A 26,349-nucleotide genomic window follows, 5' to 3' on the forward strand; every position below is an offset into this window, starting at 1 on the left:
CAGTCATGAAGTTCTCAATCGAGGTGCTGATACTGCCGGTCAGCGATGTCGATCGGGCGCTGCGGTTCTATGTCGACAAGGTTGGCTTCACGCTCGACGTCGACTATGCGCCGAGCGACACATTCCGCGTTGTGCAGCTCACTCCGCCGGGCTCTGGCTGCTCGATACAGATCGGCAAAGGAATCACCGACGCGCCTGTAGGATCACTTCGGAACATCTATCTCGTCGTCACCAACATCGAGGATGCGCGGCGTCGCCTGCTCGAGCGCGGAGTCGAAGTTGGTGCGATCCGGCACAAGGTGCCCATTGATGCCTGGGACGGAGGTTTCGTACCCGGGCTCGACCCCGCGCGCAGGGACTACGCCAGCTTCGCCGACTTCTCGGACCCGGATGGCAACGGCTGGGTGCTACAGGAACGGGGCTATCGCACTGCCTGAAGTTCCCTTGGAGGTGTCTCAGGGGAGGCGGTGCCTGCCCGCGACGCGCCAGTGAACATGTTCGACCCGCCCACGCGGACCACGTCCGATCTCGCGCAATCATCTCCCAGTTTTGTTCGCGCAGCTTTCGGTGCGCCGGCATGCGCGGAGCAGAAGGGCCTCGTGCTCAGGCTCGCGCGAACGACTCAGATTCAACCAGAGACGACAATAGCCGCTGAATCTGGTCATTATCGAATTCGCATAAGGTATATTATGGAACATTTTTATCTACAATCAGATCAAATATTTAGGCGAGCTTCCTCATAGAAATGCCGATCTGGGCGTCAGCCCGAAGCCTGCCGTCACGCGATCCTGAGTGACCGTATCGGCCCGTCCGCATGTGAGCATCCAGCCGACCGCCGCCCTGTCTCAAAGCCGATATTGCCGTGGGCTCCAGACGCTGCAATAAGCGCCGGCGAGATCGCTTGCCGACCCCGCGGCACCGACAACAACAAGCCTCGCTAAAGGGAGAAAACCAGATGAGCTTTTCACGACGCGCGCTACTGAAGGCTTCGGCTGCCTCGGCCGTTCTGGGCGGCCTTGGCGCGCCATGGGTGGCCCGCGCGCAGACGGCCGAGTTCACGTACAAATACGCCAACAACCTGCCGGACAGCCATCCCATGAACGTCCGCGCCCGCGAAATGGCGGCGGCGATCAAGACCGAGACCAATGGCCGGTTCGACCTGCAGGTTTTTCCCAACAACCAGCTCGGTTCCGATACCGACGTGCTGAGCCAGATCCGCTCCGGCGGCGTCGAGTTCTTCACGCTATCCGGCCTGATCCTGTCGACGCTGGTGCCGGCGGCGTCCATCAACGGCATCGGCTTCGCGTTCCCGGACTATGACACGGTCTGGAAGGCCATGGACGGCGGGCTCGGCGCCTACGTCCGCGGCGAGATCAAGAAGGCCGGCCTCGAGGTAATGGAAAAGATCTGGGACAACGGGTTCCGCCAGACCACGTCCTCGACCAAGCCGATCAACGGTCCGGAGGATTATAAAGGCTTCAAGATCCGCGTGCCGGTTTCGCCCTTGTGGACCTCGATGTTCAAGGCGTTCGACGCCGCCCCCGCCTCGATCAATTTCAGCGAGGTCTATTCGGCGCTGCAGACCAAGATCGTCGAGGGCCAGGAGAACCCGCTGGCGATCATCTCGACCGCCAAGCTGTACGAGGTGCAGAAGTTCTGCTCGCTGACCAACCACATGTGGGACGGCTTCTGGTTCCTGGCCAACCGCCGCGCCTGGGAGAAACTGCCGGAAGACGTCAAGACCGTCGTCGCCAAGAACGTCAACGCGGCCGCCGTCAACGAGCGCGCCGACGTCGCCAAGCTGAACGCCAATCTGCAGCAGGAACTGGCCGGCAAGGGCCTCGCCTTCAACCAGCCGACCATCACGCCGTTCCGTGACAAGCTGCGCGCTGCGGGCTTCTACGCCGAATGGAAGGGCAAGTATGGCGACCAGGCCTGGGAGCTCCTGGAGAAGTCCGTCGGCAAGCTGTCGTAAGCACGCTGCACGCCAACACAATAATCTCTAGTGCAGGGGGCCGTCATGGCTCATGCCGAACTGAGCGAGATCATGGCCGGCGAGGCGGATCACCCCCCTCGCCGCCGTTCGTTCACGGAGTCGGTCGAACGGGCCCTCGGATGGCTGGTGGAGATCCCGGCCGCGCTGCTGGTCGTGGCCGAGATCGTGATCCTGTTCGCCGGCGTGGTCGCGCGTTATGTGCTGCACAGCCCGCTGATCTGGTCCGACGAACTGGCCTCGATCCTGTTCCTGTGGCTGGCGATGCTTGGCGCTGCGGTTGCGTTCCGCCGCGCCGAGCATATGCGGATGACGGCGATCGTCGCCAATGCGCGTCCGCCGATGCGGGCCTATCTCGATCTCGTCGCGACCGCCGCGGCCCTGGCGTTCCTGCTCTTGATTGCCTGGCCGGCCTACGAATACGCCTACGAGGAAAGCTACATCACGACGCCGGCGCTGCAGATCCTCAATAGCTGGCGGGCGGCGGCGCTGCCGACCGGAATCGGCCTGATGGCGCTGTTCGCGCTGCTGCGGCTCGCGCGCGCTGCCAATATCCGCACCGTGAGCGCCGCAATCGTGTCGGTGGCGGCGGTGATCGCCGTGTTCTGGCTGCTGAAGGGCACCTTGCGGCCGCTCGGCAATCTCAATCTCATCATCTTCTTTGTCGGCGTCACCGGCTTCTCGGTCTTTGCCGGCGTGCCGATCGCGTTCGCCTTCGGGCTCGCGACCTACGGCTATCTGGCGCTGACCACATCTACGCCGCTGATGGTGCTGGTCGGCCGCATGGACGAGGGCATGAGCCACCTGATCCTGCTGTCGGTGCCGCTGTTCGTGTTCCTGGGGCTTCTGATCGAGATGACCGGCATGGCGCGGGCGATGGTCGCATTCCTGGCGAGCCTGCTCGGCCATGTCCGCGGCGGGCTTCACTATGTGCTGGTCGGCGCGATGTACCTGGTCTCGGGCATTTCCGGCTCCAAGGCCGCCGACATGGCGGCCGTCGCGCCGGTCCTGTTTCCGGAGATGAAGGCGCGCGGCGCCCGCCCCGGCGATCTCGTCGCCCTGCTCGCGGCTACCGGCGCCCAGACGGAAACCATCCCGCCGAGCCTCGTGCTGATCACCATCGGCTCGGTCACCGGCGTCTCGATTGCCGCGCTGTTCACCGGGGGCCTGCTGCCCGGCGTCGTGCTGGCGATCACGCTGTCAATGCTGGTCTGGTGGCGCTACCGCAAGGAGGATCTGCAGCACGTCAGGAGGGCGAGCGGCGGCGAGATTTTGCGGGCGCTCATCATTGCCCTGCCCGCGCTCGCGCTGCCTTTCGTGATCCGCTACGCCGTTGTCGAGGGCATCGCCACGGCGACGGAAGTCTCCACGATCGGCATCGTCTATGCCTTCATCGTCGGCTTCTTCATCTATGGCCTCTTGATCTACCGCAATCTCGACTGGCGGCGACTCGTGCCAATGCTGGTCGAGACGGCTTGCCTGTCCGGCGCGATCCTCCTGATCATCGGCACGGCGACCGGGATGGCCTGGGGGCTCACCCAGTCCGGCTTCTCCCGGGCGCTCGCCGCGGCCATGACCGGCCTGCCCGGCGGCTCGGCGAGCTTCATCGCGGTGTCGATCCTAGCATTCGTGATCCTCGGCAGCGTGCTCGAAGGGATACCTGCGATCGTGCTGTTCGGGCCGCTGTTGTTTCCGATTGCGCGCGCCGTCGGCGTCCATGAGGTGCACTATGCCATGATCATCATCCTGGCGATGGGCGTCGGATTGTTCGCGCCGCCCTTCGGCGTCGGCTATTATGCCGCCTGCGCCATCGGGCGCGTCGATCCGGCGCAAGGCATCCGGCCGATCTGGGGCTATCTTCTGGCGCTGATGGTTGGTCTGATCATCGTCGCGATCTTCCCGTGGATTTCCATCGGGTTCCTGTGAGTTCTTAATCTTTAATGGGATCGAGCCATGAGCGCAGCCCAGAACCAGTACGATATCGGATTGGACAAGACGCCGGCCAACTACGTGCCGCTGACGCCGCTCAGCTTCCTGGCGCGTTCGGCCGCCATCTATCCCGACCATCTCAGCACGGTCTATGAAGGCCGCAGCTTCACCTGGGCCGAGACCTATGATCGCTGCCGGCGCTTCGCGTCCTATCTCGCCAGCCGCGGCATCGGGGTCGGCGACACCGTTGCGGCAATGCTGCCGAACATCCCGGCAATGAACGAACTGCATTTCGCGGTGCCGATGACCGGCGCGGTGCTGAATACGTTGAACATCCGGCTCGACGCGCCGTCGATTGCGTTCCAGCTCGATCATGGCGGCGCCAGGATCATCGTGGTCGATCCCGAATTCGCCGGCGTCATTGCCGACGCGCTGGCGCAGATGAAAGGGCCAAAACCCTTCGTGATCGACGTCGATGACGCATCATTCGGCGGTGGCCAGCGCATCGGCGAGATCGAATATGAAGCAGCGCTTGAACTGGGCGATCCCAATTTTGTCGAGCGTCGGCCCGACGACGAATGGGACGCGATCGCGCTGAGCTACACGTCGGGCACCACGGGCAACCCGAAGGGCGTGGTGACGCATCACCGCGGCGCCTATCTCAATGCCGTCAGCAACATCCTGGCCGGCAATCTCGGCCAGCATCCGGTCTATCTCTGGACACTGCCGATGTTCCACTGCAACGGCTGGTGCTTCCCATGGACCGTCGCTGCCGCGGCCGGCGTCAACGTCTGCCTCCGCAAGGTCGAGCCCACCAGGATCTTCGAGCTGATCGCGCAGCACGGCGTCACCCACATGTGCGGCGCGCCGATCGTCTACAACGTTCTGATCAATGCGCCGGACGCGCCGAAGGGCGCGCACGCAAGGCCCGTGATCGGGTTGATCGCCGGCGCTGCTCCCCCGGTCGCCGTACTCGAAGGCGCCGAGCGGATCGGCATCAAGCTCACCCATGTCTACGGCCTGACCGAGGTCTACGGCCCCGCCTCCGTCTGCGCCGAGCAGCCCGGCTGGGACGAATTGCCCGCCGCACAGCGCGCGCAGATGAAGCGGCGGCAGGGCGTGCCCTACCCGCTCGAAGAGGCCGTCACCGTGCTCGATCCCAAGACGATGCAGCCCGTGCCGCGCGACGGCGAGACCATCGGCGAAGTGATGTTCCGCGGCAACATCGTGATGAAGGGCTATCTGAAGAACGAGAAGGCGACGCAGGAAGCCTTCGCCGGCGGCTGGTTCCACACCGGCGATCTCGGCGTGCTCGACGAGCACGGCTATGTCATCATCAAGGATCGCTCCAAGGACATCATCATCTCCGGCGGCGAGAACGTCTCCTCGGTCGAGGTCGAGGACATCCTCTACAAACATCCCGCGGTGCTGTTTGCGGCGGTGGTCGCAAAGCCCGATCCGAAATGGGGCGAAGTGCCCTGCGCCTTCATCGAGCTGAAGCAAGGCGCAAGCGCCACCGAAGCTGAGATCATCGCCTTCTGCCGCGAGCAGATGTCCGGCTTCAAGACCCCGAAGGCAATCGTGTTCGGCCCGATTCCGAAGACCTCGACCGGCAAGATCCAGAAATTCATGCTGCGCGATCAGGTCGGATCGGCAAAGGCGATCTCGGCGTAGTTCTTCGTCGTCCCCGCCTTGAGCCGGGACCCAATAAGGGATCGTTTGCGGGACGGGGCGGAATTCTACGCTAAGGCTTTGGCCAACGATATTCGCCTGTGAGGTCGATGTGTTCCCAGCCGAGCGGAGAGAGATAGGCGAGGAGATCGGGTGACAGCGGTGTTCCTTCGCGTTTCCAACTGGCGGCGACGACTTCACCCAATTTCATGGTGTTCTAGAAGATGATGATGGCCCAGGGTGCTGATCGCAAGCGTTATTGATTGAATGTAGCGTCTGCAAAGCAAGAAGCGATTTCTGTGTTCGCTCCTAATTCTCGGGCCCACTTCGCGATTTTGGGACCTTCGCCCACTTCCGCCGCGCCGCCCCAAACCGTCTTAAACTTTGGTGCCCCACTCGACGCATCAAAGAAGAAGAAGCCGGGATCGGCGATCGGAACGTCGGCGTAAACCACTGTCCATGTGCCCGCTTTCATGAATTTCAGGACACTAATATCTGATGGATTGACTTTCGCGGTCAGGCTCTGGGCGACCAGTTTGGCGTATTCGGATTTGCGCTGTTTGGTAAGCTGCGTATCAACGCCTCGGCATGGCGAGGCCGCAGAAGCTGCTTGAGGCCCTGCCGGGAGTACGGCAGCAACGATGCCAAGCGCCAAAGTCCGTCTGAAGGAGTTATCTGCCATCGTGCAATCCGCTGTCATTTGGTGGTAGCAATAAACCACAGGAGCGATGCTCAATCTATGCTCAACTGCCGGACGACTTGTTGAGGGCTCGGCTCAACCGGCCTTATCCAACACCAGCCGCATCCCATCATATCCCGGCACGACGCCGGCGGGCAGGCTTTGGCGGAGCACCTCGTAATCGAGGTCGGCATGCATGTTGGTGATCACCGCGCGCTTCGGCTTGAAGCGGTCGATCCATGACAGCGCATCGGCCACGCTGAAATGGCTGGAATGCGTCGCATAGCGCAATCCGTCGACGATCCAGAGATCGAGGTTCTCCAGGGCCGGCCAGCTCGTCTCGGGAATGTCGTGGAGATCGGGCGTGTAGGCGGCGCCCCCGACGCGAAAACCGAGCGCGGGAATCTTGCCGTGCTGAACCAGGAAGGCGGAAAGCTTGACCGGACCGCCCTTCCCTTCGGTGGTGTGGTTCTCGCCCGCCTCGATCGAATGACGCGTCAGGATCGGCGGATAGTCGCTGCCCTCGGGCGAGATGAAGCAATAGGAGAACCGCGCCATGATGTCCTTGGCGGTCGACTGGTTGAAGTAGACCGGAATGCGCCGGCGCTGGTGCATCACGACCGAGCGGAGATCATCGATGCCGTGGGTCTGGTCGGCATGTTCATGGGTCAGATACACCGCGTCGATGTGATCGACATTGGCATCGATCAACTGTTCGCGCAGGTCGGGCGACGTGTCGATCACGATCCGCGTGGTGCCGTGCGCGCCGTTGCGCTCGACCAGCAGCGAGCAGCGGCGGCGGCGGTTCTTCGGATTGTTCGGATCGCAGGCGCCCCAGCCGAGTGCCGGGCGCGGCACGCCGGCGGAAGAGCCGCAGCCCAAAATCGTCAGCGTTATCGTCATGCCGCCTCTTTCGGAGCCGGCACTTTCGAGAACAGCCGGAAGAAGTTTTCGGTGGTCTGCCGCGAGATCTCCTCCAGCGAAACCCCGCGCGTCTCGGCGAGGACCTTTGCGACCTCGACCACGTAAGACGGCTCGTTGCGCTTGCCGCGGAATTTGCCGGGCGCAAGATACGGCGAGTCGGTCTCGACCATGATGCGATCGTCAGGCAGTTCTGCCGCCAGCGCCCGCAACGCCTCCGATTTCTTGAAGGTCAGGATGCCCGTGAACGAGATCGACAGGCCAAGCGCAATTGCCTTCATCGCCAGCTCGCGCCCGCCGGTGTAGCAATGCAGCACCGCCTTGAACGGCCCCTTTGCCACCTCGTCTTCCAGGATGCGGCCGCAATCCTCGTCCGCCTCGCGGGTATGGATCACGAGCGGCAGACCGGTCGAGCGCGCAGCGGCGATATGCGCGCGAAAGCCGCGCTCCTGCGCCTGGCGCGAACCATGCTGGTAGAAATAGTCAAGCCCGGCTTCGCCGAGCGCGACCACCTTCGGATGCCTGGTCAGCGCGATCAGTTCGGCCGGCGGAATGCCGTCTTCCTTGTCGGCCTCATGCGGATGGGTGCCGACCGAGCAATAGACGTTCGGGAAACGCTCGGCGATCTTAAGCAGCGCATCGAGCCGCCGAACCCGGGTCGAGATCGTGACCATGCGCCCGACGCCCGCGCTCTCGGCCCGCGCGACGATGGCGTCGAGATCCTCGGCAAAATCCGGAAAATCCAGGTGGCAATGGCTGTCGACCAGCATGTCCTTCCAATCGCTCAATCGGCCTTTGGTTCGACGTAGCGCGGGAACACGCCGACCGGCGGCGGGAGTTGAACGCCAGGTTTGAGCCGCTCACCAAGTGCCGCGAATTCGCGCGACCTCTTATCATCCGTGGGGATGCCGAGGCTATCGAGCAGCTTGGCCGAGGCGTCCGGCATCACCGGTTGCGTCAGGATCGCGATCTGGCGTACGACTTCCGCAGTCACATACAGCACCGTCTTCTGCCTGGCTGGATCGGTCTTGGCCAGCGCCCACGGCGCCTCGCCCGCGAAATAGCGGTTGGCTTCGGCCACCACGGCCCACACCGCGTTCAGCCACTGGTGGATCTGCTGGGTCGCCATCGCATTTCGCGACGCTTCGAGCATGCTATCTGCCTGCGCCAGGATCGCCTTGTCGTTGTCCGAGAACTCGCCGGGCTCCGGCAGCACGCCGCCGAGCTGCTTGGCGATCATCGACAGCGAGCGCTGCGCCAGATTGCCAAGATCGTTGGCGAGGTCGGCATTGATGCGCGCGACGATGGCCTCATGGCTGTAATTGCCGTCCTGCCCGAACGGCACTTCGCGCAGGAAGAAATAGCGCATCTGATCGACGCCGTACTGATCTGCGAGGTTGAAGGGATCGACGACATTGCCGACCGACTTCGACATCTTCTCGCCCCTGCTGAACAGGAAGCCGTGGGCATAGACGCGCTTCTGCACGGGGATGCCGGCCGACATCAGGAAAGCCGGCCAGTACACCGCGTGGAAGCGGATGATGTCCTTGCCGATGATGTGCACGTCCGCCGGCCAATAGCGCCAGTTCGCATCGTTCTCATCGGGATAGCCGACGCCCGTGATGTAGTTGGTGAGCGCGTCGACCCAAACGTACATCACGTGTTCGGGATCGTTGGGCACCTTGACGCCCCAGTCGAAGGTGGTGCGGGAGATCGAGAGATCCTTCAGCCCGCTCCTGACGAAGCTCATGACTTCATTGCGGCGCGAATCCGGCCCGATGAAATCGGGCTGGCTCTCGTAGAGATGAAGCAGCTTGTCCTGATAGGCGGACAGCTTGAAGAAGTAGCTCTTCTCCTCGACCCATTCGACCGGCGTGCCCTGCGGTCCGCGGCGGACATTGTCCTCGCCGACGACGGTCTCGTCCTCGGCGTAATAGGCCTCGTCGCGCACCGAATACCAGCCGGCATAGGTGTCGATATAGATGTCGCCATTCTCCTGCATGCGATCCCAGATCGCCTGCACCGAGCGGTGATGCGCCGGTTCGGAGGTGCGGATGAAGCGATCGAACGAGACGTTCAACCGCTCGTCCATCTCCTTGAACCGGGCGGCGTTGCGGGTGGCGAGTTCGGACGGCGTCAGTCCCTCGCTCTGCGCGGTCTGGATCATCTTCTGGCCGTGCTCGTCGGTGCCGGTCAGGAAGAACACGTCCTTGCCGTCGAGCCGTTGGAAGCGCGCCAGCGCATCGGTCGCGATCGCCTCATAGGCGTGGCCGATATGCGGCTGCCCGTTCGGGTAGGCGATGGCAGTCGTGATGTAGAACAGGTTGCCGCGACCGGTCGATGCCGGCGCAGGCGTCGGTTGGGCGGCGGGAGCGGGTCGCGCCGGCTTCGGCTTTGGTTTCGGAGTCGGCTTCTTCTTCGCTACCGGTGCTGTGTCCACGGGCGCAGGCGGGCTGACCTGCTCGGGAGCTGGAATCTCCTTCTTCGGCGCAGTCTCCTTTTTGGGCGCAGTCTTTTTCGCCGCCTTCCCCGCCGATTTTTTTGTGGTCTTCTTGCTCTTGGCAATCGCTTTCTTGGCTGTTGCCTTCTTGCCCGCGGCTTTCTTGACAGCCGATTTCTTAGCAGCCTTCTTCTTGGCAGCTTTCTTCACAGCCTTCTTGACCGTCTTTTTCGCCTTCTTCGCAGGGGCCTTCTTCTTTTTCGCGCGCGTCTTCACCGCGGCCTCGGCGGCGCGGCGTGCTGCCTTCTTCGTCTTTTTCTTCTTCGAAGCTTTCCGGGCCACAACGAATTCCTTAGACACGTTCAAGCGAAAATGATCGGGATTGGTGAAACGGCGGATTACCGCACGGCTTCCGCGAGCATCGAAAACACCGAGAACACCAGCGGCTTGCGTTCCAGGTTGTAGGATTCGGTATCGCGCGCGGCGAGGACGATCTTTTCCCATACCTCCGCCAGCCGTGCAAGGCGCGGCAGGTTGGCATTGGGATCGCCCGTGCGCAGCTTTTCGCTGATCCAGCGTTCGACGCCCTCGATGAAGGCCGCAAGCGCGACGCGATCGCTCAGGCCGAGCGCATCCCCGAGCGCATGAAGCTCGCGCGGATCGACCTGCGGCAATGTCGCAAGCAGCGCCGCGGTCTTCTGCTGCAGCTTCAGCGCGTCGCCGCCAAGCAGGTTCAGCGCCCGCGCCACGCTGCCCTCCGCCGCCGCAGCGGTCTCGAGCAACGCCGGATCGTCGCCCGCCAGTTCAGCGGCCGCGGAAGCGGCGCGGATCACATCGTCGGCATCAAGCGGCCTGAGCAGCAATTTGCGACAGCGGGACAGGATCGTCGGCAGCACCCGCGACGGCGCGTGGCTGACCAGCAGGAACAGCGATTGCTGCGGCGGCTCCTCGAGAATCTTCAAGAGCGCATTGGCCGCATTCGGGTTGAGCTCGTCGACAGTGTCCACAATGCACACCCGCCAGCCCTCGACCGCCGCGGTCGAGCCGAAGAACGAGATGGTCTCGCGGGTTTCATCGACCGTGATCACCGTCCGCAGCACGCCGCGGTCGTTGAGCCCGCGCTCCAGCACCAGGAGCCCGCCATGGGCGCCGGCCGCGACCTGCCGTGCCACCGGATCCTGCGGATCGACCGCCAGCGTCTCGGCCTGCTGCACGGCCGACCCGAGCGGATCGCGGTGCGCCAGCACGAAGCGCGCCATGCGGTAGGCCAGCGTCGCCTTGCCGATGCCACCAGCGCCGCCGATCAGCCAGGCGTGCGGAATCCGGCCCGAGCGATAGGCGGCGAGCAGGGCCGCCTCCGCCTCGCGATGCCCGAAGAAATCGGGCGTCTCGCGCGGATGCCGGACCGCGATCTCCTGTTCGACCTTGCGCGCGCTCATGCCGTGCTCGCGGCCGGAAAGGCGGCGTGGAGGTGCTTGCGCAGTGCCGTCCAGATGCGTTTGGCCACCTTGTCGGCATCGGCGTTCGCGTTGATCAGTACGCAGCGTTCCGGGTCTTCGGCCGCAAGCTGTTTGTAGGCCGCGCGCAGATCCTGGTGAAACTGGATGTCCTCGGACTCGAACCGATCGGGCGCCGCGTTGCCGCGGCGTGCCGCGGCCCGCTTCAGGCCGACCTCCACGGGCACGTCGAGGATGAAGGTGAGATCCGGCTTGAGGTCGCCGATGGTGACGCGCTGCATGGCGTTGACGAGACCGGGCGGCACCTGCCCGAGCCGGCCCTGATAGACCCGCGTGGAGTCGAAGAAGCGATCGCACAGCACCCAGATGCCCTGGTCCAGCGCCGGCAGGATCACGGAGTGGACATGGTCGTCGCGCGCGGCCGCGAACAGCAGCGTCTCGGCATCCGGCCCGAGCAGCTTGCCCATGCCCGACAGCAAAAGATGGCGGATGATCTCCGCGCCGGGCGAGCCGCCGGGCTCGCGGGTGACGATGGCGCGCAGCCTGGCAGCGTCCAGCCGCTCGGCGAGCCGCCGGATCTGGGTGGATTTTCCGGACCCCTCGCCGCCTTCGAACGTGATGAAGCGCCCGCGCAAGGGTGGTCGCTTGACCGTAGCATCAGCCATGTCAGAGCTTCTCGACGCCCGCGCGGAACGTGCCAATAACCAACTCCTGGGCGCCATCGAGCGCCCGACGTATGGTCGATCCCGTACCGACCGCTTCCGCTGCATAGACCGGTGTCTCCACGGCAAGATTGCCGCTGCGCCAGACCTTGACGACGCCGACCTGCTGCCCGGCTGCGATCGGCGCCCGAACCGGGCCGTTATAGACCACGCGCGCGAGCAGCCGCTCGTTGCCGTTCTTCGACACCATCACCTTGATCGGTTCCGGGCTCGTCAGCTTCACCGAGCGGCTTTCCCCGCCGAACACCCTGGCGTAGCCAATGGTCTGGTTGGCGGCGATCAGCGTGCGGGTCTCGAAACTGCGGAAGCCCCATTCCAGCATCTTCTTGGCTTCGCTCGCGCGGTCGTCGGCGTCCTCCAGCCCGTTGACCACCACGATCAGCCGTGTGTCGTTCTGCACGGCCGAGCCGACCATGCCGTAGCCGCCTTCCTTGGTGTAGCCGGTCTTGAGGCCGTCGGCGCCGTTCAGCGCGTTCAGCAGCGGATTGCGGTTCAACTGGCGGATCTTGTTCCAGGTGAATTCCTTCTCGCCGAACAGTTTATACATGTCGGGATAGGTCAGGATGATGTAGCGCGCCAGCTTGCCGAGCTCGCGAACGGTCATCTTGTTGCCGGGGTCGGGCAGGCCGTTGGAATTGGCGAAGGTCGACTTGGTCAGCCCAAGTTCGCGGGCACGCTTGGTCATGACGTTCGACGCGAAGTCGCGCTCGTTGCCGGCGATGCCTTCGGCGAGCGCGATGCAGGCGTCATTGCCGCTCTGGATGATCGCCCCATGCAGGAGGTCGTCGACCGAGACCTTGCTGTTGATGGCGGCGAACATCGTCGAGCTGCCGGAGGGCGCCCCGCCCCGTCGCCAGGCGTACTCGCTGATCCGGTATTCGTCGGTCGGCTTGATCTCGCCCTTCTTCAGCGCATTGAAGACGACTTCCGCCGTCATCAGCTTCATCATGCTGGAGGGCGCGCGGAGCTCGTCGGCATTCTTCTCGAACAGCACGCTGCCCGAGGACGCCTCGATCAGGATCGCGGTCGGCGCGTCGCCGTCGAAGCCGCCCTCTTCCTTCTTGGCGCCCTGCACGCTGTTGTTGGCGGCATAGACCGCGGTGCCGCAGCCGATCGCAAGCGCGACGGCAGCCGCCGTCACCGCGCGCCAAGGCAAATACCGGGGCCGGCGCGCCAGGAAAGCGGATCGAGAAACAGCGATCATCGGCGATGTCCTGAAACGGTGGCCTTCTACCAGTTGGAAGTATCGCAAACAACTGAGGTTTTGGCCGCAAGGCTAGACGCCGGCGCGCCTCTTCCGCAGTGAAAATGATCCTATCCCGCAAACCGCGCCGGTTTCCTGAAGCAAATCCGGCAAAGACGGCGGAAACGCGTGCGCCTTTGGGGCTCGAAGCTGCAGCCGGCGCTGATCAGGTTTCTCAGATAAGCGCGTGAAGTGCTTGATTCAGTACAGCCCGCGGCCGCTCAGCACTTCCGCCGGGCCGCGCGGGTCGATCGGGACATAGGCCGAGCGGGTGCCAGTCGCGTAGCTGCCATCGGCGTCATACGACACTTGGCGCATATTCTCGGTGCCCCGCCCTCGCCCACGGCCGGAGGCGGACATTTCCGAGGTCGCATTGACCGAGGCGTAATCCGCCGACGTGTTGCCCAGCGAATAGGGCCGTCCCTCCGGCAATGGAACCTCACCGCGGATCCGGCCGGCCGAGGACGACATATCCGGCACGAACGGCCTGGCCGAGGCGACCCGGACCGTGGACGGCGACGGTGCGGGAGCGCCGGTCCGCAGCGTCGCCATCAACTGGCGGTCGTCGGAGCCTTCGAGCGGCGCTCGCCCGACATATTCGACGCGGACGCGGGCGACGCCATTGCCTTTGAATTCAAGCAGTTCGGCGGCCTTGTTCGAGACGTCGATGAGGCGGTTCCCGTGATAAGGGCCGCGATCGTTGACGCGCACGATCAGCGACTTGCCGTTCCGCAAATTCGTCACCCGCGCATAGCAGGGCATCGGCAGCGTCGGATGGGCGGCGGTCAGCGAGGTCATGTCGAACACTTCGCCGTTGGCGGTCAGCCGGCCGTGGAAGTCATCGCCATACCAGGAGGCGAGTCCCTCCGCGCGGTAGTTGGCATCTTCCTCGGGCACATACATGCGTCCGGCCACCATGTAGGGCTTGCCGATCCGATAGGTCCCGCCGCCCTTCGGCACCGGTTCGCCGAAGGCGACCACGCGCGGGCTTGCGGAAACGCCGTATTTCGGATCGACGCGGCTCGCGAACTTGTTCGAGGAGGCGCAGTTGGCGAGCACAAGGCAGGTTGCGACCGCAGCCGCGCTCCGCGCCATCGCCCGAATCGGATATTGCCGCCGCTTCCCCATTGACCCCAACTACCACGCTGTCGGACGCGCGCCCACTTTCGAGGCCCCCTTCGCGTCACTGATCCCCACGATGCGGCCCACCTCCGCATCAGAACGTGAAGATATCGCAACCGGAACACGGCGGAAATGGGGAGAGCCGTACCGTGGTAAATTGTCAGTTGCGCCCTCCCCGGCATTCTACGGGCGCAAGCTGTCCCAGCTTCAGACATCTGTTGCAGCAAATCATCACCTCACGGCCGATCGCAGCCTTGCCCGCAGGATTCTTTTGACTGTGCAAGGCCACGGTCGTTCTCTCCCCCGTGCGCAGGGGGCGCAAAGGAAGTTCTGAAATGATCGAGACGGTTACGGCGGTGATGGGCCTGGTGAGCGCGGGGATCTTTCTGGCCCATGCCTATGAGGGTTTTCGCACCCGGGCGTAAGCCCAACGCGAAACGGAAAGACGCATCACCTCTTTCTCGAAAGGCATGTTCGTAAAGCTTTAATAGATTCGGACGAGCATCGGAGTGTAGCAGGTGCATCATGCGCAAACACGACTTGGTCTCCGACGGATTCCTGACGCTCACAGCAGCAAGCTTCGTGCTGCTGTGCTCGAGCCTGCTGGCCTTCGCGCTGAGCTAGGCTAGGACGGGCCGCTTACGGCTCCCAAACGTTGCGGACATTGCGCTGTCAATGCCCGCCGAACACCTACAGGCAGAGCCTGTCTTTTCTGCAACGAGACCGCGATCGATATTGCGGCAGCATTCCCTGCCCTCGCGAGCCGCTTTCGTCTCCCCCTATTCCGCGTCGTCTCGATCAGTGGGTGGCAAATGACTCCCCTGCTTCAGGCAAGGCGCCATTGAGAAGGACCCGCCAGCCAGGTCCGGGCCGCCCTCACGTCTTGTGAACTACCTCACACGTGAGGTCGCGCGGTCTTGCTAGAATGCTGGTGCTGGGATTTCAGGGCACCAGTTGAGACAAACGCCGCCGGGACGCCGTATTTCGAGCCCGGCGGCGCAATTTTGCGAACCATCAGACGCCCAGGCTAAGCCGACCGAACCGCAATCTGACCAGGGATGCTCGATGACCGACGAGAAAGTCGCCCGTCTGCGGGCCCATAACAACAACATCAGCCGCTATCGGCGGCTGCTTGGGACCAATCTCTCGGATCTTGAGCGTGGGTTTGTCGAAAGGCGCTTGAACGAGGAAAGGTTGGCTGTGCAAAGCTTGGCCAATCCTCCAGTTTCAGCTTGCCGCTTCGACTGGAGCGGCCCGCCAGCGTGAACCGGCGGGCGCAGAACGGCCGATCGCCAGCGCCAGCATGCCTCCGGCCGGGGCCCAGAATTCGATAGGGCTGCGTGCGCGGCTTGGATGCGGGCCAAAGCTCTTGGGCCATCGGGTCCACGTTCGATTTGCGTTCGACCCAGCCCTACGGTAAGCGACTGAATTCCTGATCCGGAAGGGTGGCCGAGTGGTTTAAGGCACCGGTCTTGAAAACCGGCGTGCCCGCAAGGGTACCGTGGGTTCGAATCCCACCCCTTCCGCCATATCACTGCGGTTTTAATAGCGGCATTTTCCGGAAGAAATCGGCGACGCGGTGAAAGGCCTCCTTCGGCGCCCAAGGCGGCATCTGCTTCGACCTCGGATCGTCTTCTGGAAACGTCTTGACCAGCGAGAAGCTCATCATATCGAGGTCCCTCGCGCCTTCACCAAGGCGACAGCTCGGGAACGAAAACACATAGATGAAGACGCCATCGATGCCTGCATTCGACAGGAGCTCGAGTTGCTCTCCGGCATAGTCGGCCTGCTCCCGCTCGCTGCGTGTCGGGACAACGCCGCCTGCGAATTTGCCTGTGCCGTCAGCATTCTGCCCTTCTAAGAGCATGAAGCCGCCAGCGCCACGAGCCGCGGCCCCCTCGTAGGCGCAGGATCCTACCTCCATAACGACGAGCGGCTTGCCGGCGCGGAAACGATCTAATCCGGCAACATACTCGTTCGCCGGCTCCCCATTCCGATAATAGTCGACACCGACAATATCGAACGGGCTCCAGTCGACAGTCTCCCAGGTCCCGGAGGAGTACGTCACGGAGCCACCGAATTCCAAACGCACCGCATCGACGATCGGACGGAGCACGCCATTGATCATCCCCGACTTCTCGAGGAAGTTTTTGAACCTTTCCGTCTCTCTATCGGCCCCACCCAGGGCGCTCATCCACGCCACGCGCTCCATCACCGTGCTACCAGGGAAGATGCCTCGATTGAACAAGGTGATTTCGCAACCGCAAACGAAAACGATGTCGGTGCCTTCCTTTCGGAGCTGCTCGGCCGCTCGCGCCGCCTCCCTGAAATAGGCGGCAAGCTCGCTGGTCGGAACATTCATCTTCCAGGGATTGAAGAAGACGGTCAGGCCGACAGCATGGGCAATGCGGGTCGCCGTTACCAGGCGCTCAATCTCTTCGCCCTCGATCCGCACAGCGTTTGCATGGAGGTTCTTGGCAATTGCAGTGATGTCGTGTTGCACGAGTACGGGGTTGAAGGGCTCGACCGAATAGGGCTGGTCGGCAACGAACCTCAGGCCGACGTCATAAACAACACCCCGATATTTCATGGTCTTCCCGCCTTCCGCTTTCGCTGCGAATATGCCGCCTATGAGCGTAGATAACGCTGCAACGTTCATCGTCGTATTTAACAACTTCCGTCGACTAAGCATAACTTCGGTCGACCTTTCCTTCCCTTTATGTGGCTTGCGTCGGTCCATGGCGCAGTTGGTGACCCGCGTCAAAGACAAGCTTGGCGGCACTTCACGGCAACGGCGCCTCGTGCTGCCCCTCCCGATCATTCAGCGGCCGCCGTCGAATACTCGTTACGCGCGCTCAGTCGCGCCAGGACGGCGAGGCCAAGCGCTACAAAAGACAGGATGGCTCCGGCCCAGTTCGGAGATGCCAGACCAAACCCCGCAGCGATAGTTGCGCCGCCGGCCCATGCGCCGATGGCATTGCCCAGATTGAACATGCCGATGTTTACCGAAGCAACCATTGTAGGAGCGCCGGCCTGGCTGGCCCGGTCCATCACCAGCTTCTGGATGGGAGAAACCGTCGCAAAGCCGAACGCTGCCATGAGGAATACCGAGGCAAAGGCTACCACGCTGCTTTCGACACCCATCCAGAAGATGATGAGCACCAATCCCTGCGCCGCCAGCGTGACAAACAGCGTGCCGAACAGCGAGCGATCCGCGAAACGTCCGCCCATCCAGTTGCCGACCGCCAGACCGAGGCCGAAAAGCACCATCAGCCACGCTACGCCCGCGTCCGAAAACCCAGCCTTTCCGATCACCATCGGGGCGATATAGGTGATGGAGGTGAAAAAGGCCGCTGGACCGAAAATCGTGATCCCCATGACAAGGAGCACCTGAGGATCGATAAAGGCGCGCAGCTCCGCACGCAGTGCGATGGCCTTTCCCTTTTCGATGCGCGGGACCAGCAGGACAACGCTCACGATGGTGAGGAGACCGATCCCGGCAATTATCCAGAACACGAGCCGCCAGTCATAGACCTGAGCGAGCCATGTGCCTACGGGAACGCCTAAGAGATTGGCGAGCGTAAGCCCCGAAAACATGAAGGCAATTGCGCTGGCCTGTCGGCCCGCCGCCACCAACGACGCCGCGATGATCGAACCAATACCGAAAAAGGCGCCATGGTTGAACGAGGTTATGATCCGACCTACCAGCGCAACCTGCAGCGTCGGAGCAAGGGCGGTGATGACGTTGCCGAGCGTAAAGACAAGGGCCAGGCCGATTAACATGGTCTTGCGGGGAACCCTCGCGCCTAGAACCGTCAGAAGCGGCGCGCCCATGAACACACCGAGGGCGTAGGTGGTGGCGACAAGACCGGCAGTCGGAATGTCGACACCGAAGGCAGTGGCAATCTGGGGAAGAATGCCGGCGACGACGAATTCGGTGAGACCTATCCCGAAAGCGCCGACAGCCAGCGCGAGAAGTGCGAGTGGCATGGGAACTCCAATATGCTTTGTCGTCCGAATTTTATTCGGTAGAATTACGCATATGGGAATTCCTGTTCGGAGAGAGGGTCGCTATGGACGAATCTGAGAAAGAAACAGACGTCGTTCGGCAGATACGCCATAATCCGGTCGAACTCGATCGAACCGACCGAAAAATATTAGGCGCGCTCGCAGAGGATGCGTCGCGCAGTTACAACGAACTGAGCAAGACCGTGAACCTCTCCGCTCCTGCCGTACATGACCGCGTGAAACGCTTGAAGCGGGACGGGGTGATCAAGGCAACCGTTGCGATACTCGATGGCTGCAAGCTGGGCCGGACGCTTCTAACGTTCCTCGTGATCGATACGGGCAACTACAAGGCGACGCGTGAACTTCTCAAATTCACCAATCGGCCAGAAGTCGAGGAGCTACACACGGTTGCGGGCGATGGCTGCGTGCTCGTGAAGGTGCGGGCTGCCGACACTGAGTCACTGGAGACTTTCCTTATGGAGATTCAGAGCCTTGATGGCGTCCGATCAGTACGCAGCTATATCGCGCTTTCCACGTTTCTCGAACGTGGACCGTCCCCCGATTGAGGGGGCCTCCGCGCCAAACTTGCATTAAGGAGGGCTCTAGAGGGCTATGGAGAAGATATAGTTCTCATCGGTATCCCGTACGGCCCGCGAGAATATTGCTCTCCACCGTTCGCCGACGTTCAGAAGATTCAATAAAAACAACATTTTATCCCGAAAGATTGTCTCTAGCCATTCGTCAGCGGTGATCACAATCTGCGTGTCGTTCGTGGTTTTTTCCGTGGGCTCCAGGAAAGTAGGCTGATGGTGTTGGCCTCTACCTTAGTGTGACTGCAGTCTCGGCACGCAATCGCCCTTGGCTAAAGGTCAAGGAGCGTTGGCATAGTTCAGGCTCAGTGACCGACGTTTTCTGAGGGAGGCCCGGATTCGCAACCCGGCGGGATCGAATTGTGCTGATCCGCCGACAAGAATTCCGTCCGCACTTTTGGGGAGCGGAATGCGAACCAGTTCACATTCACCGGCGCCGGCGGTGCTATTATTGTAGAGCGGTGACCATCTTTTTCAGCTCGCGCGCCGGCGAGTCCCAGGCAGGTTCAAACCGATGGGGATTAGAGATGAGTCAGGTTTCTAAGCTCATTGACCGATTCTGCATTTTCGCCATCTCGCTGGCCCTAGGGCTCCAGCGTTTCCTGATAGGTCCCCTGCCAACAGGCGGGAACGGCGTGAGAGGCGGAATCACGCAGTTCATTCAAGTTGTGCTGCAGTACCGTCCTCTGCTTTACCGAATGGCCATCGCCATTATGGCGTGCGGCCTCCTTGAATGGCTGGGCTGGCGTCTCGCCGCGAACCTGGCGGCGTTGGCAGCGGAGATCTATGTATCGCTCTTGGCTGTAAGATGGGTCGCCGACGCGCCGCGAGTGCGCCACTACAGCAGGATCGTCGCGGCAATGTGGCTGCCAATAACCGTTATCGTTGCTGCGACCTATCTGTTGCTCTTCAACGATCAAGGACGCGAACTTAGCGTCGGCCTGATGGACCCGTATCAGAAAGGATTCGTCTTCTTAGGCCTCGCACTCATTTACTGGGCTCTGAACAACTGGCTGTCTGCACGCGTCGGCCTCGACAGGTCGTTTCGCAAGCCTGAGAAGGAGCAAGCGCTGCTTTTCTGGGGACCCCGCCTCGTCGGTGTTGGGGCCCATTTTCTCGCGGCGATCAGCCTTTCACTCGCGGCGTGGAATCAGCCCGACACGCAAGGCGCTATCAAATGGTGGCCCATACTAGCGGCACCTCTTGCAATTGTGCTGGCGACGATTTTCGCTTGGCTGTTGGACAAGGGATTTGTGTCACATCGATACCCAAGAGACGAACAATTGAGTGCCCGGAAATGGACGTATGTTACGGGAGTTCTCGAGTTTGCTATCTTGTCGGGCCTTGTTGTCTCGTCGCTGCTTGACAACCAGCCGGGTCTCTCATCGGCAACCTTGTATATAGCCGCCTCCGCCCTGGTCTTTCTGATCGTGATTAGCGTGCTGCGGAACAAGGTGCCGCTCGGCAAAGACGCTCCCTCCGAGGCTCGGAAGCAAGACGAGACGTTCGAGCGCAATGTTACGATTTTCTGCACACTTGTCCTGGCGGCGCCAATGGTGGTGGCCGGAGCGGCGGTTTGGAACTGGCCGGTGCAGATCGGGAGAATGTTCGGATCACTCACAATCGCCTGTTTCTCTTTCGGCGCTTTGCTTGCACTGATCAATCTGCTCGACCTGTCGATAAGCGGACTGGCACGTTATGCGAGAGGCGCCGGCTATAAGGTTGCGCCGCGGGCTGTCACCGCCGTTCTCGCGTGTGTTCTCGTTTGCCTCGCAATCGTGGCGTCGTTTACCCACACCTTCCATCGCGTGCGACTATGCGACGGCGAATGCAGCGCGGCGAAGGCGGGCAAGGATTGGGCGGCCGTTGGAAGTCCTTCCGAACGGCCAGACGTCGCAAGCGCGGCTCGTGCCTGGTACGTGCAGGCCGAACGGGCATACCATTCCGTTCGTCCGAAAGAAGAGCCTGTTCCGCTGTTCATCGTAGCAACGGCAGGCGGCGGCATCCGCGCGGCGTACTGGACCGCAACAATCCTCGAAGCGCTCGAAACGGATTTCAGCCGAGAACACCTCGGCCCCCCGGAACGGAACATCCCTACCGAGAATCTGATGCGCAATCTTCTCTTTGCGATCAGCGGCGTGTCCGGAGGCAGTATCGGTGCGGCCGCCTACACCGCGTCGCTCCACGATCACGAAGTCAACGGCACCAAGGTGCAGCCCACCCGCTATCTCCGGGAGGACTTTCTTGCTCCGGGCCTGGCAGCGATGGTCTTCAGTGACGGACCGGCCAATGTCCTGCCTTACTTCAGGCCGATCGACAGGGGCGAAGCGCTCGAGCTCGGTCTCGAGTATGCGAGCAAGACCGACAATGACACGGATGGGTTGCTATCCCACAAATTCCTCAGTTTCTTTCCTGCCATCAGGCAAGACAGCACGCCTCAATCCTGGAGACCCGCGCTGTTGCTGAACGCCACCCACCTGGAGACCGGGCGGAGGATCATCACCAGCCACCTCAAGATCGAGCGCGACGTGTTCATCGACAGCTACGACGCATTGCAGGTTCTCAACTCCGACGTGCGTCTGAGTACCGCCGCTCACAACAGCTCGCGGTTCACCTACCTGTCGCCGGCCGGAAATCTAAAGAGCGCCACAACGCCGAGCCACAACAGGGGCTATGTCATCGACGGTGGGTATTTCGAGAATTATAGCGCCCAGACTGCGCTCGAGCTCGCCCGCAAAGCGATATTCGCGATCGACGCAATGGATCCCGACCATGGCAAACCTGGTTTCAAAAGCAAGGTCAAGCTGGTCATCCTGCAAATCAGCAGTGACCCCGGGCTGAGGAAGGATCGGACACTTGTGCGCGCCCGGCGAGAGGGAAACGGATGCACGATCTCGATCTTCGAACCGAGGACCGCCAATTCTGACCCAACTGATCAGGCCAATTACCTCAAGCTGATCGATCCCGATCGTTGGTCCAAGAACGAGGGGGAAGGCTTCGGTTTTGGCTTCGTCAATGAATTGAGCGCACCTTTGATCGGCATCATGTCGGTCCGCGAGTCCCATGGCACCATTGCTGCCGAAGAGCTCGCCGCCTCGATCTGCCAAGGCGAGGGAAAAGTCGAACCAGCGCTGCAGGACCCGACGAAACGCAAAGCTACCACCTACCCCAGCGACAGCATTCCAATCGCGCCAAGCGGCGGAAACGACTCGCCGCAATTCGTGCACTTGGCCATGTGCGATGTCTCCCCGGACGGAAAGCCCGGCATCAACCCTCCGCTTGGGCTGGTGCTCTCTGATCGCACTCGCGCAAAATTTGGCGACATACTTGGCGATTGCGGAAACCCCGGAGAACTTGGCGCTTTGAAAACGGCGCTTGGTCTTCCGCCGCGTTCCGAGATCACAATGAATTCCGCGAAGGATGTGGCACGGTAGTGGTACGCCGGACGTTTCCCCCCGAGCTTCGGAGAAACGTCCGACGGCCAAAAGAGTGCTCACTCGGAACGTTCTTGCGGGCTGCAGCGCGGCTCGGTTACTCGGTGCGAAACGTACCGAACATGCGATCCCAGACGCTGGTAATTACCCCGAAATTGCAGGGCGTCCTGCCATAATGGTGGAGCGCATGACGGCGCTTCAATCTCCAGAGATAGGTGCCGCGGCTCGGATGGCTGTGATGGATCCTGTGGTGAAGCAGACCAAACCAGAAATATCCCAGCATGAGTCCCGCCGTCACGCTGCATGCGTCCCTGACACCGATCAGGAGCCAGAGCGGCAAGAGCGCTCCACAACAAAACGCTCCCAGGCTCAGCCAGACGGGTGAGCCGACCAGTGCGCGCGGATTAGAATGATGCATTTCGTGCATGGCGGCAAAGTAAGCGATGCCGTGCAAGGCGAACCTGTGAATGAGGTATTCGAGCAAGCTCCAGACGGCAACCCCGCAGGCGCAACCGGCGGCCAGCTCTGCCCAGTAAGGAGGCGATCGCTGGCGCAACGCAGCCGCGAACAGAATGACGATGACAAGAGGATAGACGACGAAATCGGCAAAATAGACAAATCTGTTCAATCGCATGGGTTTGTCTTTGCCGAACGGCCCAGAATTTCCTTGGCTTCGCGCGCCTCCGGTAGCTCCTGCGCGCTCGCGAATTTCCCCGCCGCGGGGATGAGCACTTGCCGCGCTTGTTCGCTGGCGTCCCTTGCCAGATACAATTTGGCAAGCGAGAGAGCGGCCCGCAGCTCGAACGTTGCGGCCTGCTGGCGACGCGCCGTTTCGATGGCGCGCGCAAAGGCCGCCTCCGCGGCGACCGGATCGCTCCGGTCTTTGCGGAGCAGCAGCTCGCCGCGCCGCCGGTGGATCTCCGCGGTCAACCATTGCTGGCCGGTTCGGTCCACCTCGACGAGTTGTTCATCGAGAATTGTCAGAGCGTCGTCGAACTGCCCCTCGCCGGCCTTTGCCTCAGCAAGTAGTGTCCAGGTCAACGGCACATAGAGCCCCGTCACCATCTTCCCGACGAGCGGCAGCGCGATGCTGTCCTGCATTTCGCGGAGCCCAGCCTCTTTCTCGCCGGTGTGCCAGCGGATCCAGCCGAGCCAGAACTTGCTCGCCCGCGTGTAGAGCAGCAGCCCGTGCTCGCGGCTGAGCTCGATAACGGCATCGACGTTCGGTTTAGCCCGTTTGGGGCTGCCACGAACCGCTTCGAGAACGATTTTGTGGAAATGCGCGTAAACCATCGTCGGGACATGACCGCCGTCCGCGGCACGGTCGATCGCCTCCTGCGCCAACTGTTCGGCCCGGTCCACTTCGCCAAGCGGCCAGAGCACCAGCGCGAGGTAAATCGCCGCCGCGATGCCGTAGTCGTGTCCGTACAGGAATGTGAGATTTCGATCGTGTTCGTATCGATAGATGTCGAGCGCCTGCTCGAGGTGCCGCTTGGCCTCGAAGAAGTTGCCCTCGAACCAGCGGGTCATGCCGCTGACGCGATGTGCGATCCCCGCCTCCGGCGAGCCAGGCCGATCGTCCGCATCGCAAAGGAAAGCCTGTGCGAGCTCCTGCATGGATCCAAGCTCGCTGCGAACCAGGCTGCCCACCCATAGACCATAATAGGCCGCAAAGCGCTCGGGAGCATCCTTGAGCCCCGATGCAAGTTCGCGGGCCCGCGTGAAGGCGACCGATGTCTCCGGGGCTCCGTATCCGCGCGTCGAGATGAGCGCGTTGCCGTAGGCAATCTGCAATTGCAGCCGGCGGAGCTGGCCAGCGCGGCCCTCGCTCAGCGCCTCCGCGAGGCCAATGGCTTTCGTAAGATGCGCGATGGCCTCGTGATAAGCCGAGCTGCGCAAAGCCCGGTCGCCCGCCTTGCCCCACCACTCCACCCCCTCCTCCACCAGTCCCGCTTGCGTGAAGTGATGCGCGGCGATTTCGGGCGCGGCGGCAGCAGTTTCGGGAAAGAGGTCCCGGAGCGTCTCGGCGATCCGCTCATGCAATCTCCGCCGGCGGCTCTTGAGCAGGCTCTCATAAGCTATGTCCTGCACCAGGGCGTGCTTGAAGGCATAGACTGCTTCGGGCGGCTGCTTGCTCTGGAATATCAGTTCGGCGCGTTCGAGTTGGGCGAGTCGGGCATTGAGCTCGGCCTGGTCCTTCTCGGCGATGGCACGCAGCAACACATCCGAGAATTCGCGACCTATGACGGCGCTGATCTGCGCCACTTCCTTCGCCGGTCCGAGACGGTCGAGCCGCGCCATCAACGAATCCTGCAGGGTCGAGGGAATCGAGAAGCGCGGCAGACTGCCGTCGATCCGATAGCGGCCGTTATCTCCTTTGTGAAGGATGCCCATTTCGAGCACGGTTCGCGTCAATTCCTCGACGAACAGGGGAATTCCGTCCGTCCTGTCTGCGATCTGAGTGATAAGTTCGGAAGGCACCGAGCGGCTTCCGATCACCTCCTCAATCATCCGTTCGACATCGGTCTCCTTGAGGCGGCCGAGCGCCAGCGTCGTTGCGTTCGGCAGGCCCGTCCACGGCGGCGAGAATTCGCCTCGGAATGTAATGACAATCAGAAGGCGAAGCCGATCGCTTTGTTTTACTGCAAGATCGAGCAGCTCGAGCGAAGTCGCATCCGCCCAGTGCAGATCTTCGAAGATACAGAATACGGGATCTCGGGCGCTCAAGCGTTGCAAACGCTCGATGAGCGCCGTGAGCGTGTTACGCCGCAACTGCTGCGGCGTCCACTCGAGCGGCGGATATCGCCCGTCCGTGGGTATCGACAGCAAATTCGCAAAGATGGGCACTAGGGTCTGCGCCTGCCCGTCGGCGGGCGCCAGAAGCGTTTCGAGTTTGCGCAGCCGCTCCTCGGTGGTATCGGCGGCGCCGAGCTTCGCGGCCCTCTGGAGCTGAGCGATGATCGGATAAAGCGCGCTGGCGCGGTGATGCGGCGAGCACTGATAGCGCAACCGAATGTGCGGCTCCGAGGCGATCTGCTCGTCGAAGAAATGTGCCGCAAGCCGCGACTTGCCGATGCCGGGTTCGCCGGAAATCAGGACGATCTGGCCTTGGCCTCGCCAAGCCCTCTGCTTGCATTCGGCAAGCCGGTCGATCTCCTGTTCACGACCGACGAACCCGACGAGGCGGGCGGACCGGAAAGCCTCGAAGCGACTTGAGAGCAGAAAGGGGCTTTCCACCGCCCAGACCTCGATGGGCTCGCTGAACCCCTTGATCTCGCGCACTCCCAACTCGCGCAACTGGAACAGGTTTCCCAGCAGCCGGCGCGTGGAGGAAGCGATGACGACGCTGTCCGGATCTGCGAGTGCTTGCATGCGCGCCGCCAGGTTGGGGGGCCCTCCGATCACCTCCTGCTCGCTCGAAGTGCCCTTTCCGATCAGATCGCCGACAACGACGAGCCCGGTCGCGATGCCGATACGGACTTCCAGCCGCTCCTGCCGCCCCGTGTCAATCGCCCGAACCGCGGCGATCGTCTCGAGCCCCGCTCGGACCGCACGCTCGGCATCGTCTTCGTGGGCTGAAGGGTAGCCGAAGTATGAAAGGATCCCGTCGCCCAGGAATCTCGCTACGACTCCGTCATAGCTGGTGATGACCGCCGTGGCGGCGTCACGATACGCTTGTAGAAGCTCGCGAAGCTCCTCGGGATCGAGCCGCTGCGAAAGAGCGGTCGAATCGACGAGGTCGCAGAACATGATCGTGAGCTGGCGGCGCTCCGGCTCCCCAGTGGGCGCCGCTTCGGTTTCCGGCGCAGGAAGGCGCGACTTCGGAGCGTCTAGTTCGGCGATCGAACGCAGCAGTTTGCGCCGATGCCCGAGCAATATGCCCATGCTCTCCAGATCGCGGTCTGTGATCTCCGGAAGGACATCGAAATCAATGCCGTGGTCGGAAAAGGGCTTTAGGTATTGCGGGAGGCCGACCTTCTCCAACCAGGCAGCAACCTGCCCAGTCATGACGCGGGTCCAGCATCAATTGCACCAGTAAAATTAGGGTACACCTCACTTGCGAACGAAGTCAATCGCGTCCGGCGCTCTTCGCCGTTGACGTGTGCCATACCGGGGCGCATCCTTCTGTCGGAAGCGACG

Annotated in this window: 19 protein-coding genes, 1 tRNA gene and 1 pseudogene; 8 read left to right on the forward strand and 13 right to left on the reverse strand. The window is 62.2% G+C overall.

Features of this window, described 5'->3' with window-relative positions; genetic code table 11:
* The first annotated feature begins 5 nt into the window (after positions 1–5).
* From ACVJGD_RS06845 to ACVJGD_RS06860, 4 genes are all read left to right on the forward strand, one after another.
* On the forward strand, positions 6–437 hold the full coding sequence (locus ACVJGD_RS06845; RefSeq protein WP_456633635.1) for a VOC family protein: 432 nt from the start codon (positions 6–8) through the stop codon (positions 435–437).
* 518 nt (positions 438–955) lie between these two features.
* A complete protein-coding gene (locus ACVJGD_RS06850) occupies positions 956–1,975 on the forward strand; it encodes a TRAP transporter substrate-binding protein (protein ID WP_456633636.1) in 1,020 nt (339 codons plus the stop codon).
* Between the two features lie 45 nt (positions 1,976–2,020).
* Complete coding sequence (locus tag ACVJGD_RS06855) at positions 2,021–3,919, forward strand: TRAP transporter large permease (RefSeq protein WP_456633637.1); 1,899 nt, start codon at positions 2,021–2,023, stop codon at positions 3,917–3,919.
* 27 nt (positions 3,920–3,946) lie between these two features.
* Complete coding sequence (locus ACVJGD_RS06860; RefSeq protein WP_456633638.1) at positions 3,947–5,596, forward strand: acyl-CoA synthetase; 1,650 nt, start codon at positions 3,947–3,949, stop codon at positions 5,594–5,596.
* A 70-nt stretch (positions 5,597–5,666) separates the two neighbouring features.
* On the opposite strand, the pseudogene ACVJGD_RS06865 reads toward ACVJGD_RS06860, so the two are convergent.
* The 9 genes and pseudogenes from ACVJGD_RS06865 to ACVJGD_RS06905 form a co-directional block, all read right to left on the reverse strand.
* Positions 5,667–5,810, reverse strand: a pseudogene (locus ACVJGD_RS06865) (Tn3 family transposase); the annotation flags it as partial.
* Positions 5,811–5,849: 39 nt separating this feature from the next.
* The gene (locus ACVJGD_RS06870; RefSeq protein ID WP_456633639.1) at positions 5,850–6,275 is read right to left on the reverse strand and encodes a hypothetical protein; all 426 of its coding nucleotides are present in this window, start codon (positions 6,273–6,275) and stop codon (positions 5,850–5,852) included.
* A gap of 93 nt (positions 6,276–6,368) precedes the next feature.
* Entirely contained in the window at positions 6,369–7,175 is an 807-nt protein-coding gene (locus ACVJGD_RS06875; RefSeq protein WP_456633640.1) for an MBL fold metallo-hydrolase, read from the reverse strand.
* Complete coding sequence (locus ACVJGD_RS06880) at positions 7,172–7,963, reverse strand: TatD family hydrolase (protein WP_456640199.1); 792 nt, start codon at positions 7,961–7,963, stop codon at positions 7,172–7,174. The genes ACVJGD_RS06875 and ACVJGD_RS06880 overlap by 4 nt, the downstream gene beginning before the upstream one ends.
* Positions 7,964–7,977: 14 nt before the next feature.
* Positions 7,978–9,975 (reverse strand): methionine--tRNA ligase, encoded by a 1,998-nt coding sequence (metG, locus tag ACVJGD_RS06885; RefSeq protein WP_456633641.1) that lies wholly within the window; start codon positions 9,973–9,975, stop codon positions 7,978–7,980.
* A gap of 56 nt (positions 9,976–10,031) precedes the next feature.
* Positions 10,032–11,072: a DNA polymerase III subunit delta' gene (locus tag ACVJGD_RS06890; protein ID WP_456633642.1), complete on the reverse strand. Its 1,041-nt coding sequence runs from the start codon at positions 11,070–11,072 to the stop codon at positions 10,032–10,034.
* Positions 11,069–11,755 carry a dTMP kinase gene (gene tmk, locus ACVJGD_RS06895; RefSeq protein ID WP_456640200.1) on the reverse strand — a complete coding sequence of 229 codons (687 nt, stop codon included), beginning with the start codon at positions 11,753–11,755 and terminating at the stop codon, positions 11,069–11,071. The genes ACVJGD_RS06890 and tmk overlap by 4 nt, the downstream gene beginning before the upstream one ends.
* Position 11,756: 1 nt before the next feature.
* Positions 11,757–13,016 carry a D-alanyl-D-alanine carboxypeptidase family protein gene (locus tag ACVJGD_RS06900; protein ID WP_456633643.1) on the reverse strand — a complete coding sequence of 420 codons (1,260 nt, stop codon included), beginning with the start codon at positions 13,014–13,016 and terminating at the stop codon, positions 11,757–11,759.
* Positions 13,017–13,256: 240 nt separating this feature from the next.
* A complete protein-coding gene (locus tag ACVJGD_RS06905; protein ID WP_456633644.1) occupies positions 13,257–14,183 on the reverse strand; it encodes a septal ring lytic transglycosylase RlpA family protein in 927 nt (308 codons plus the stop codon).
* A 1,059-nt stretch (positions 14,184–15,242) separates the two neighbouring features.
* Here ACVJGD_RS06905 and ACVJGD_RS06910 point away from each other — a divergent pair.
* On the forward strand, positions 15,243–15,443 hold the full coding sequence (locus tag ACVJGD_RS06910; protein WP_456633645.1) for a hypothetical protein: 201 nt from the start codon (positions 15,243–15,245) through the stop codon (positions 15,441–15,443).
* A 173-nt stretch (positions 15,444–15,616) separates the two neighbouring features.
* Positions 15,617–15,706, forward strand: a tRNA-Ser gene (locus tag ACVJGD_RS06915).
* A 2-nt stretch (positions 15,707–15,708) separates the two neighbouring features.
* On the opposite strand, the gene ACVJGD_RS06920 is transcribed toward ACVJGD_RS06915, so the two are convergent.
* A complete protein-coding gene (locus ACVJGD_RS06920; RefSeq protein ID WP_456633646.1) occupies positions 15,709–16,836 on the reverse strand; it encodes a hypothetical protein in 1,128 nt (375 codons plus the stop codon).
* A 158-nt stretch (positions 16,837–16,994) separates the two neighbouring features.
* Positions 16,995–18,167, reverse strand: coding sequence for an MFS transporter (locus tag ACVJGD_RS06925; RefSeq protein ID WP_456633647.1), 1,173 nt, complete (start codon positions 18,165–18,167; stop codon positions 16,995–16,997).
* A gap of 83 nt (positions 18,168–18,250) precedes the next feature.
* On the opposite strand from ACVJGD_RS06925, the gene ACVJGD_RS06930 reads away from it, so the two are divergent.
* Together ACVJGD_RS06930 and ACVJGD_RS06935 are read left to right on the forward strand one after the other, a co-directional pair.
* Entirely contained in the window at positions 18,251–18,751 is a 501-nt protein-coding gene (locus ACVJGD_RS06930) for an Lrp/AsnC family transcriptional regulator (protein ID WP_456633648.1), read from the forward strand.
* A 551-nt stretch (positions 18,752–19,302) separates the two neighbouring features.
* On the forward strand, positions 19,303–22,209 hold the full coding sequence (locus tag ACVJGD_RS06935) for a hypothetical protein (protein WP_456633649.1): 2,907 nt from the start codon (positions 19,303–19,305) through the stop codon (positions 22,207–22,209).
* Positions 22,210–22,306: 97 nt separating this feature from the next.
* Here ACVJGD_RS06935 and ACVJGD_RS06940 read toward each other — a convergent pair whose 3' ends face one another.
* Positions 22,307–22,843, reverse strand: a complete 537-nt coding sequence (locus ACVJGD_RS06940; RefSeq protein ID WP_456633650.1) for a sterol desaturase family protein — start codon at positions 22,841–22,843, stop codon at positions 22,307–22,309.
* Positions 22,834–26,217, reverse strand: a complete 3,384-nt coding sequence (locus tag ACVJGD_RS06945) for an AAA family ATPase (RefSeq protein WP_456633651.1) — start codon at positions 26,215–26,217, stop codon at positions 22,834–22,836. The genes ACVJGD_RS06940 and ACVJGD_RS06945 overlap by 10 nt, the downstream gene beginning before the upstream one ends.
* Positions 26,218–26,349: the final 132 nt, after the last annotated feature.

This window comes from Bradyrhizobium sp. USDA 10063, from assembly GCF_054063735.1.